This window comes from Variovorax sp. DXTD-1 (assembly GCF_003984625.1).
Classification (GTDB): domain Bacteria; phylum Pseudomonadota; class Gammaproteobacteria; order Burkholderiales; family Burkholderiaceae_C; genus Variovorax.
Genome location: NZ_RWKH01000016.1, coordinates 132,949 through 143,726, shown reverse-complemented (window position 1 = coordinate 143,726; position 10,778 = coordinate 132,949). Strand labels below are relative to the sequence as shown.

2 protein-coding genes are annotated in these 10,778 nt (G+C 64.2%); both read right to left on the bottom strand.

Features of this window, described 5'->3' with window-relative positions:
- Positions 1 to 183: 183 nt before the first annotated feature.
- Positions 184 to 435 (bottom strand): hypothetical protein, encoded by a 252-nt coding sequence (locus EJI00_RS16585; protein ID WP_126748597.1) that lies wholly within the window; start codon positions 433 to 435, stop codon positions 184 to 186.
- Positions 432 to 10,523, bottom strand: coding sequence for a hemagglutinin repeat-containing protein (locus EJI00_RS16580; protein WP_126748596.1), 10,092 nt, complete (start codon positions 10,521 to 10,523; stop codon positions 432 to 434). The genes EJI00_RS16585 and EJI00_RS16580 overlap by 4 nt, the downstream gene beginning before the upstream one ends.
- Between the last annotated feature and the right edge of the window lie 255 nt (positions 10,524 to 10,778).

Sequence of the window (10,778 nt, the reverse complement as noted above, 5' to 3'; positions counted from 1 at the left end):
AGGCGCGTTCGCGTTCTTGGTGGCGTTGCTGTTCGACGAAGGGCTGGGGGGTGCTGGAAATCTGGGCCGTGGCCAATAGTGGACCGCCCAACAGCACGCCGGCCAACATGGCAAGCGAGTTCGTTTTCAATTTCTCTCCCTGATGTTTTTATCTACACCGTCGCGCGCAGTGTCTGAGCAATTTCACCAACGCCCTTTGTACTTTCCGGCCAACCACGTGACGACCGTTGCAACAACAGAAACGCCGAGGACGACAAGGAGCAGACGGTAAAGCTCAGATGGACTGACCGGAAAATAGAGTACCCCATGGATTGCCCAGCGAATCAAGGGCATGGCAAGCAAAGCAGCCAAGGAAAAGCCGACGCCAAACATGAAGAGGAAGGTCAAAAACAGAACTCCAAGCATTCTCAAGCCTAGACTTCGCGATGTGTTCATCTTCCACCTCTAGTTGGGTTGCCTGTACCTTGTGGAACATTTGGGTTATTGACTCCCGCATTGGCCAACTCCTGCAAGAAGCTGCCAACGCCGGCGCCACTCATCCCGGGCACAACACTAGGCTGCAGCCAACTCTGCATGGTGTAACCTAGGTCTTGCCACATTGGCCGGTACCATGGATTGAAATAACCATTCAATCCGTTCTGCGTGACAGCGCCGACTGGATAACCAAGCGTTGTTCCCAGTGCGGCCCCCAAGAGGCTACCTCCGGAAGCGGAAGGCGCTTGATTCATATAGATTGTGTTCATCCCCGACCCGACGAGCGCGCCTCCTGTGTTAATAAACATCGACGACATGAATCCCGCCCCATAAGTTAACGCCCCCGTATAGAACGCCATCCCGACATCCCGCGGATTGAGCTGACTAAAACTCCCGCCATTTCCATATAACTGTCCGCCCACGTTTGCTGCTGCCCCGATTGTTCCGCCTACGGCAAGTCCTTCCCAAGTCAACGAAACTCCAGCGGGTCCTAGCAGCGGAGCCACAATCAACGCAGCAGCGGTGATCGCCTGCTGCGTACATTGCTGAGGATTGGCCTTGCAATTGTTCAGCACGTCGATTGAGTGCCTCACTGTCTCTCGATAAGCGGGATCGTTCGCCAGCCGCTGCCCCGCGTACTGTCCCAGATCATTGCCAGTCCCGGCGCCAATTGGCAGTTTCCCCGCGTCCGCCAGATCGATCATCGCCTCCGTTCCATTAATCACATCGTCCCGTAGGGTGACGCAGTTCCCAGTTTTCGCACAATTGGCCAACGCCACGTTCTGTTGATTGCTGAGATCCTGATAGCTGTTTCGTATGACCTGTTGCTCCTCTTGCGTGCACTTCCGCGCTTGGCATCGCTTGATGTCTTCCGCGAGCGCGTCCCATTGAGTGCTCGTCAGATAGTTGTTCGTGACCTCGTTCAATGCCCCAGCGGCTCCTGATGTACCACCTAGTGCACCACCGATGGCCATGGTCAGCCCCGCCACCACTGAATCATGTGCAGCGCCAGTGAGCCCCAACGCGCTGACGGTCTGGTCAACGTAAGAGGCGACCTGCGTACTCGCAACCGCGCCAATGGCGCCCCCGGCACCACCTGTCAGCCCGCCAATCACCATGTGCCCGGACGCGCGGCATGTGCCGTTGCTCCCCCAGCACGCCCGCTCCTCATCGGTTGTGGCATTCCGCAAGCGTTCGTTCGCATACTGACCCCATGCACTTGACGCCTGTGATCCGAATTGCGCTGTGATCAGGACTTGCCCTTGAACATCTCTCATGGCGCGCTCGCGATTGGTCCTTTGCAGCGCGTTGGTGCCGTCGACTCCGGTGCGCACCGCCGCGTTGCCTGCAATGCCCGAGATTCCGCTTTGCGTGAGGCTCGACTGATTGACATCATTGCTGCCGATGCCGGCGCTGCCCGAACTCGATCCCGAGGTGCTGGTGCTGAAGCTGACGCTGTACCCGCTGCCTTGGAACGTGTCGTGGTTGATCAGATCGGTCATCGTCAGACTGCCTGTCGTGAAGCTGTTCCTGCCTGCAATTACGGCGGCATCGGTGCTGCTGATCACACCGCCCACGAGATTGGTGTTGCCCGCCACATTGACGCCGAAGCCGCCGTTCCCCGCCAAGAAGCCACTTTGCTGCGTCGCACTCGCAAAATTGCCGTCCCCTTGCATGTTGTGGGCATAGACGCTCACGCTGCTGTCGCCGGTGCAATACCAAGCGCAAATGGTGGCGTTGAAGCCGCCCCCACTGTTCTGGCTGTGGTACGTGCTGGTGTCCTGCAGAGTCTCGATGTGCAGGTTGCCTCCCACGTCGGCATTGATTCGGTTACCAGAAACCGTGGCGCCCCGGACGGTGGTGTCGCCGCCGCTGGAGATGTTGACCTGTTGGCCCGCACTGACTGTGGTGTTCGTCCATGCGCCATCGGTGCCGTTGTCGCGTCCGCTCTGGCTCCCAGCGGCCATCTCGATCGTCAGACCGTTGCTTTGCCCGAAGGTGAAGCCCACACCGATGCTGGCATTGCTGCTGTGGCTGGTGGAGCTCTGCTCGCGGGTGTTCGCAGCCGCCTCGAGCGTGATGCTGTTTTCCGCCGAGAGGTTGACGTTCTTGCCCGCATCGATTTCGCTGCCGCGTATGAGGATGTTGGAGTCACGCCCGCCGCCAGTGGCGGTAATGGTCACATTGCCGCCCGCTTGCACCCGCGAACTGGCCGAGCTGTCGCTGCTCTCAGTGCGCGTGGACTCGCTCGAACTGCTACCGAGGGTAAGGGTCGCCCCCATGCTGACCACCCCGGTGCCGCCCTTGCTTTGGGTCACCGCCTGTTGTGCGATGTCCTGGTATGCGGAATAGCCGCTGAGCGCCATGCTCGCCGCGCCCAGCGCCTGCATGCGGTCATCTTGGGTATTGCCCATCGCCTCGGTGGTTTCCTCCAGATTCCGCAGCAAGTCGATTAGCGGCGCCTTGATGCCCAGCGTGATGCCGCCCTGAGAGAAGCTCTGCGTACTTTCGCTGCGGCTCGTCTCGCGCGCCTCGACGATCTCCACGTCGCGCGCCAGGATGTTGACGTCGCCTCCTGGTGCAATTACATCGCTGCCTATCTGGCGGTATTGATTGCCTGCGGTGATCACAACATTGCCTGAGATCGCCCCGACGGTACTGCCCACGGCCGTGCTCTCGCCGGTCTTGCTCGTGCTGCGCATGTCCTGGTGGCCCCAGGTCCAGCCCGAGTTCGCATCGAACATGCCGCTGTTCGATTCCTCACGGACGTACTGGCTGTCGCGCGTCTGCGTTGCGGCCTCGATGGTGATGTTGTTGCCCGCCCAGAGCTCGGTGCCCTCATCGCTCACCACGTTCGAGCCCCGGATGCGGATATCGTTTCCGGCATCCAGCACCACGGTCTTGCCGCCCAGGCTGCTGCCGATGGCGCCGGTTGACCCGAAGGTGCCTTGCTCCATGCTGCGGTCGCTGCCCCAGAAGCCGCTCTCCTCGGTGCGGCGCCCGGCGTTGAGCACCGAGGTCGACTGGCCTACATCGATGGTGATGTCGCGCTTGGCGGTCACCTCCAGCGCGCCCTCGGCGCTGTTGATGGTGGCCGCGCGCACGTTGACATCCCGCCCAGTACTCAGGGTAATGTCTCCGCTGGTCTCGATACGGGTGCCGACTTCCCGCGTGCTGGATTCGGCGCGGTAGTTGCCGGCGTCCCGAACGGTGGCGTCGTGCCTGGCGGTGGTGACGGTGCCCAGGTTGATGTCGCGGCCGGCGCCGATCTCGGTCGTGCCTTCCTTGCCGCTGTTGGCGACGAGCGCGCCGATCAGGTTGACGTCGCGCTCGGCCGAAGCCACCAGCACGCCCTTGGGGCCGCTCACGTAGAGGCCGGCCACCCGGTCGACGATGGTGGCACCGCGCAGGCTCGCGGCCCCAGGCGCGAAGTCCAGCGCCAGCGCGCTGGTGCTGGTCGTGGTGCGCACGTTGATGTCGCGGCCCGCTTCGATCTTGAGTTGGCTGGCCGCGTCGATCGTGCCGCCGATGTTGTTCAGGTCGGTCCGGGCCTTGAGGTCGAGGCTGCCGCCGGAGATGCGGCCGTTCAGGTTCTGGATGTTCTCCGCCGTGATGCTGACCGTCTTGCGTCCGGCGACGGTGCCGCTGTTGACGAGGTCGCCATCGAGCTGGATGTTGACCTCCTTGCCGGCCAGCAAGGCGCCCGAGCCGTCGATGTCGCCGTTCTTCACGCGCACGTAGACCTGCGGCACCAGCACGCGCTGGGTGCTGCCGTCCGGCAGCGTAACGGTCTGCTCCACCAGCCAGACGATGTCGCTGGTCAGCTGCGCCATCTGGGCGTCGCTCAGCGCGATGCCGGGCCGCAGCCCGTACTGGCGCGCAAAGGTAAGCCCTGAATCCATCAACGCGGTGTACTGCGCTTCATCGCTGTCGTAGCCGTCCAGGTAGCGGTAGCCCGTCAGTTGCGCCACCTGCTCGCGGATCAGGCGCTGCTCGTAGAAGCCGTCGCCCAGCCGCTTGAGGGTGTTGTTGGGGTCTTGGCCCAGGTTGTTCAGCAGGTAGTCGCTGCTGAGCCAGTTGCGCTGGTTCGCAAAACGCGGATCGGTTTCGATCAGGTAGCGGCTCGAGGCTTCCGCATGCGTGCGGAACAGGCTGGCGGTGGGCACGGTCAGGCCCGGCAAGGTGGTGCGCACGACCTGCGTTGTTTCCGAACTGGCCGCCAGGTTCACCTCGATGATCGAGTGGACGACGGGGCCTGCCGCGCCGCCCGAACCTGCGCCCGGCGCGTTCACCGGCGTGCCGGTGCCACCGCCCACGCCCGCGGGATTGCTGCCGTTGACGCCGCTGGCGCTGGCCACGCCCTGGTTGGTGTGGCCAAGCGCGAGCGTGCCGGTGGATCCGCCGCTGCCCACCACCGTCACATTGCCCTCTTGCCGTGCCGCAGCCAGGGTCACGGTGATGGGATCGCTGGTGTTGTAGGGGGTGACCTGCGTAGGATCTCCAACCCCCGCCTGGAAATGCTGCCAGCCTGTGCGGGTCTGCGCCCCAGAGACCTCCACATTCTTGTTGGTGATGGTTCCGCCGGTGACGTTGAGCGCACCACCGGCGAGGATCTGGCTCATGTCGTTGGTGCCGCTGCCCACGGCAATGTCCATCTTGCCGCCCGCGATGATCCGGCCGGGCGACGAGGTCTGCAGCACCGGGGTGGTGGTCGATTCGGTGTAGACCCAGGCGTAATAGGAGCGCGCGTAGTTCTCGTAGATGTCGCGAATGAAGGCTTCGGTCGCGGCGTCGAGGCGCTCGTGGGCATCCAGGTAAGCCTGGGCTTGAGTTGAGTCAGTCGGTGTGTCCGTGCCCGGCGGCGTCACACCGAAGGTGGCCCAGATCGGATCGGAGCGGGAGTACCAGGCACCCGGCTCCGTATAGGACTCGGTCTGATCGATGTTCACCTGCCGGGTGCCATGCAGGTCGCTGCTGTTGCGCGGCGCGTTCGTGTAATAAGCCCTGTAGCGGGACAGCGGATAGTTGGCGGACGGCACCAGGATGCCGGCAAACGGACCGGCCACAGGACCTGCGGCGTAGCTGACGAAGCTGGGCCACAGAACCCCGTTCATGTGCGCGAAGTCGAAGTTGGGCCCGCCCACACTCACAAAGACCAGCTGGCTGGCGTCGTAGCGCGTCGCGCTGCCGGGCAGCGCGTATTCCGTGTGCTGCTTGCCGTCGGAGCTGGTCTGCGTCGTCCAGGTCACGCCGCCGTTGGTGTTGTTCAGGACATTTGCCTTGATGCCCATGTCCTGCACCGACTCAATGGTCGCGGCATGGTTGTTCAATGCGTTGGCCGCGCCGCTGTCCGCATCGTCGGCCTTGCCGTCCACCAGCTTGCCGCCGATGTAGAGGTTGCCGGCGCTGAGGATCAGGGCGCCATTGCTGTTGTTGATGGTGCCGGCGCCGATGTCCAGGCGGGTGCGCGCCGCGATGGTGCCGGCCGAGGCCACGCCGCTGACCGTCTCGGCGCTGTTGTTGAGCGTGCCGGCACCGATCGCGACCCAGTCGCCATAGATGCGGCCGGTGCCCAGGTTGTCCAGCGTGCCGGCATTGATGCGGGTGGTGCCGCCGTCGATCACGCCGCGATTGGTCAGCGTGCCGCTGGCATTCAGCGTAGTGGTCTTGCCCTGAATGTCGCCGGTGGCTTTGTTGTCGATGTCCCTCGCGGAGAGCGTCAGATCGTTGCCGGCGGCCAGCTTGCCGCTGTTGGTGATGTCGCCCGTCGTTGAAATCGTCAGGTTGTGGTTCGCGACGGTCTCGCTGCCTGCCGCGAAAGTGATGTCCTGGGTGACCGACAGCGTCATGTCCTGGAGCGACAGCAGCTTGCCATCCCAGCTGACTGAGCCGGCATCGAGAACGACGTTCTCACCGCCGACCAGGGTGCCGCCGGTGTTGAGCACCGACAGGGTTTTGGCCGCGCTGGGGTCCTTGACGGTGAGCACCTTGCCAGCGGACACCAGGCCGGCGCTGTTGTCGATGCTCCCGCTGCTGCTCAGCGTGGTGTTCTGGTCGGCGCGGATCGCACCGGATGTATTGACGATGGACTGCGCCGCGATGTCGACGTTCTGGCCTTCGATGCCCTGTTCCGCCCCTTGGGTGCTGCTGTTGACGACGCTCGCGGCATTGAGCGTCGTTGTGGCCGCCGAGCGGATCAGGCCCTTGGTATTGGTCAGTGTTCCCGCGTAGATGTTGAGGTTGCCCACCGCCAGCGTCTCGCCACCGGTGTTGTCGTATTCGGCGCCATGGGTGTCGAGCGTGACCGTGGACTGCCCGAGCACCTGGCCTTCGCCCGTGTTGGAAAAGGCCTGCGTATTGGCGACCAGTGCGTTCTTCGCGCCGATGAAACCGGCCGTGTTGGTGACCTTCCCTGCCGTCAGGGTCAGCGTGTCGCCGCTGGCGATGCCGCCCTGGCCCGAGGTGTAGCCTGCCGCATTGGTGTTGCTGAGTACGTTGCCATCCGTGTGAATGGTCATCGCGCCACCGGACTGGATCAGGCCCGTATCGTTGTTCAGCGCACCCGAGTTCACATCCACGGTGGTGGTCGCCGCCAGAGTGCCCTTCTTGCTGTTGTCCAGTGCATTGCCTTGCGTGTCGACCGACAGGCTGTTGCCGAAGACCTTGCCGCCGACATTGCTCAGCCCGCTGTTGACCAGCGTGGTCGCAGCGCCGGCCTGCAAGGTGCCGCCGTTGTTCGTCGTTGCGCCTTGGGTCTCAACGCCCAGATTGCCATTCACTGCGGCAACTACTCCGCCGCCGCTGTTGTCCAGCGTCCCTGTTTCCAGCGTGGTGTTGCCGTTGGCGGCCAGCGTGCCGCCGACGTTGGTCGCGGCAGCGTCCACCTTGACGTTCAAGTTCCCTACAGCAGTGATGCTGCCGAGCTTGTCATTGTTCAGGCTGCCAGCCACCACGGTGGTGTTCCCGCCCGCACTGATTGCGCCCTTGTTGCTGTTGTCGAGCAGGCCGCCCACGGTCAGGGCGAGGTCGGAAGTCCCGGCCGCACGGAGGGTGCCGGCCTGATTCGTCAAGCTGCCGGCTGCGATGTTTGTGTTGCCGTTGCTGGCCATGATGCCGCCGCTGTTGTCCAGCGCGCCCACCGCCGTGACGCGCGTGGCCTCGGTGCCGGTCTGCACGATCTGGGCGCCGGTGCGGTTGCCGAGCGAGCCGGCGTCGATCGTGATCTGCTTGGCGCTGGTCGCGGCCTTGGCGCCGTCCTGGCTGAAGGCGCCCGACATGGCGACCGTCAGTGCGCCGTTGGCCGTGATCTGGCCGTCGGTGCTGCTGTAGTTGCCGCCCGCGATGCTCAGGGTACCGGTGCCGGCATGCTCGATCTTGCCGCCGGCGTTGGTGATGCTTGCGCCAGCCAGACTCAGGTCCTGCCCATTGCTCGCGATGCGTCCGCCGTCGTTGTTCAGGGTGCCGCTGGTGGCGATGGTCGTCGCCCCCGTGCCGGTCTGCACGATCTCGCCGCCGTTCGTGTTGGCAATGTTCGAGACGTTCAGGTCCAGCTGGCCGCCATTGAGCGTGCCCGCGTCGTTGACCAGGGTCTGGCCGGGCTGGGCATTGGCCGTGATGCGCAGGGTGCCCGGCGTGGCGATCGTGGCCTTGTTGCCGGTGATCACGTTGCCTTGGGTCGCGGTGATCGCGATGTTGGCCGCGCTGGTCTGGCTCGCAGAAAGATCGACGCTCGCACCCTGCAGCGTCGCGTTGCCGGCTGCGAGGTTGGTGCCACGGGCCAGCAGCGCTCCGGTGGTGGTCACGACCAGGTCGCCCACCGCGCCGAGCTTGCCATCGCTCTGGATGCCCGCGCCGAGCACGCCAGTGTTGCCGCTCTGCAGACTGCCGGCTGTGATCGCGGTGTTGCGGCCTGCGGTGATGCTGCCGTCGTTGGCCAACGCGCCGCCGACCGCGACGTTGACGTCGTTCGCGCCGCGCAAGCTGCCGCCGTTGGCGAGCAAACCGGCCTGGATGCCGAGGTCCGTGGCCGCGTTGACGGAACCGCCGCTGCCGTTCACCAGCTGGTTGGTCACGGCAAGCTGCACGCCGGCTTGGGCCGACTGGATGCTGCCTGCGGTGTTTTGGAGAGAGGCGGTGTTGAGCGTCAGGCCCTGATTGGAAGCCAGGGCGCCGCTGTTGTTGAGGGTGGCTCCGGCCACAGTCGCGGTCAGGGCACCCGCCGCAGAAATCGAACCGCGTGTGTTGTCGGCCTGTCCGCCCACCGCCAGCGTGGCGTCGGTCTCACTGGTGAGCTTGCCGTCGATGTTGATCAGGTCGCCGCTCGTGGCGATATTCAGGCTGCCGGCATTCAGCGTACCGCCGGTGTTGTCGAAGCGCTCGACATTGGCGCTGAAGCCGTTGCTGACATTCAGCGTGCCGCCGTGGTTGTCGAACGTCGGCTGGCTCACCGCCATGCTGGCGACGCTCAGCGTGCCGCCGTTGTTGTTGTTGATGTTGGCGCTTTGCAGGCTGATGGGCCCGCCGGCGTAGATCTTGCCGCCGTCATTGCGGATCGTGCCGGCGGCGGTGATCGCACCCGGCGACGGCGGCACGTACGGCGCGGGCGTGATGGTGCCGCCGGAGCCGGTCTCCGTGCCGGTGCCTGCCGTGGGCGTGGTCGGGCTGGTCGTGCCTCCCGTCCCAGTCCCTGTGCCGCCCGCGCCGCCGCCCGCTCCAGTGCCGGGTGAGGACGGCGTTTCCGGAACAGGCTCCAGCCCGATGACGCCGCCGCTGGTGTTGCTCAAGGTCGGCGCGTTCAGCGCGAGGCCGGTGCTGCTGGTCTGGCGGATCAGACCGGCTCGGTTGTCGATGTCGCCCATTGCGCTGCTCAACTCGATGCGAGCGCCTTCGATCGTGCCGCCTTTGCCGCCAAGAGAATTGGCCAGCGTGTCTTGTGAAACGACCCTCAGATTGCCGCCGCTGCTGATGCTGCCGCTGTTGGCAACACCCGTTGCCGCGAGGCTCGCGTCGGCTGTGCTCTGGATCGTTCCGATGTTCTCGAGACGTCCGGCGCTCGTGACCACAAGCTGACCTGCACCCGCCAATGCGGTCGCGCCGGGGGCAGCTTGGATGGTGCCCGCGTTGCGCACGCCGAGACCGGCCTCGGTGCCGATCAGGACAATTTTTCCGGCATACATGCCGCCGAGGGCGGCCACGTCCAAAGCAAAGGTAGGTGCAGCGCCGGTCCCTGCCGTCGGCGTGATCTGGCTGTGATCGGCGCTGACCGTGTTCGCACCCGTCACGACCTTCAGCTCGCTGGCCCAGATGCCGGCATTGGCTTCCACGGCGCGAGCGAGAATCGCGGCATAGTCCGTCTTGCTGGCATCGAGCCCCGCGCCATTGATCGTGATGGTGCCGCCGCGCACCAGGAAGCTGTCGAGACCGCCGAACACATTCATCTGCGGCACACCGGTCGTCAGTGTGGCCCTCGATGCATTGATGAAGCCGGCGCCTTCGACGTTGATCCCGGCCGGATTGGCGATGATGATTTCCGCGCGCTGCCCCGCCACTTCGATGTAGCCGCGCAGTTGGCTCGCGCTGCCGCCGTTCACCTCGTTCACGATGATGCGTGCGGGGCCGGCGGCCAGATAAGGATTGCCCTGTATGAAGCCGCCGAGTTGGGATTGCGTGGTGTTTCTGCTGTTGTTCAGGATGGCACCGTTGGGGGCCACGTTGAACTGATTGAACACATTGCGCGAGACTCCCGCCGCGCTCGGGGTTTGCACGTTCACGATGGGCACGCCGTTCGGCGCCACGAGCACCGTGGGACGCAGGTTGCCGGGAACGTTGGGGGCGCCGACGAGCTGGGCTTGAACAGGCGAGGCCGACAGCAGGCCCGCGAGCGCGGCAGCAACGAGCATCGGAGCAATGGCCGCCGCACCGGCAAGCGCGCCGCTTGCAACGGTGGTCGCCTTCGACGAGCCCTTGCCGGTGCTCTTCGCGGTTTCTTGAACGACCATGCGCAAGCCGCGCTTCGCATTGAACACAATACGATGCAAATTTTTGTTCATATCCCTGATCTCTCTCGCGTGACAGCAATACACGCCGACTCGGAGGGCGTGCTGACCCCATCGGCACCAGCGCCGACGAATGCGGATTCTCTCGTTACAAAGAGTTAACAGATGTCAAAATTAGTCGAAAGGCGCGGATTCGGAGAGCAAACGTCAGATTTTTCGCACGTCCAAGAAGCGTCAGAACAACACCCGTCAATGGTGTGTAACCCTTAAGTTTTAGAGATTCGGCGCAAGGGCCTGCGTTAGAGTCGC